General features: G+C 61.9%; 1 protein-coding gene. It reads right to left on the bottom strand.

Going from position 1 to position 260, the window contains the following annotated elements:
- Positions 1-192 (bottom strand): hypothetical protein (locus SB717_RS37205; RefSeq protein WP_410908126.1); only part of this gene is annotated, 192 nt, incomplete at its 3' end.
- Between the last annotated feature and the right edge of the window lie 68 nt (positions 193-260).

Here is a 260-nt window from a genome sequence, read left to right as displayed (position 1 = left end):
CGGGATTGAACTCCGGTCAACGGTCCGGCTGCCATTTTGATGGCAACAGGTGACCGCCACAGTCAGCGTGCCATCGCCGTTATCGACGGTAGCCTCAGCCGGATGGTGCTCGTCTATCCAGTTGACCAGGCGCTTTCGGTCGTCGCCTTCCAGGACCGTGAGGTTTGCCTCTTCGTCGTCGACCGCTAGCATTTCTGCGCCTCAACCGGTTTCGAGGGCTTGCGGCGGGCGGGCAACCGGTCGCCCAGCATGCACATAAG

Source organism: Priestia sp. SIMBA_032 (assembly GCF_046535215.1).
In the GTDB taxonomy this organism is placed as follows: domain Bacteria; phylum Bacillota; class Bacilli; order Bacillales; family Bacillaceae_H; genus Priestia; species Priestia aryabhattai.
The sequence above is the reverse complement of the archived record's forward strand: the minus strand, read 5'-3'. Positions and strand labels throughout refer to the sequence as shown.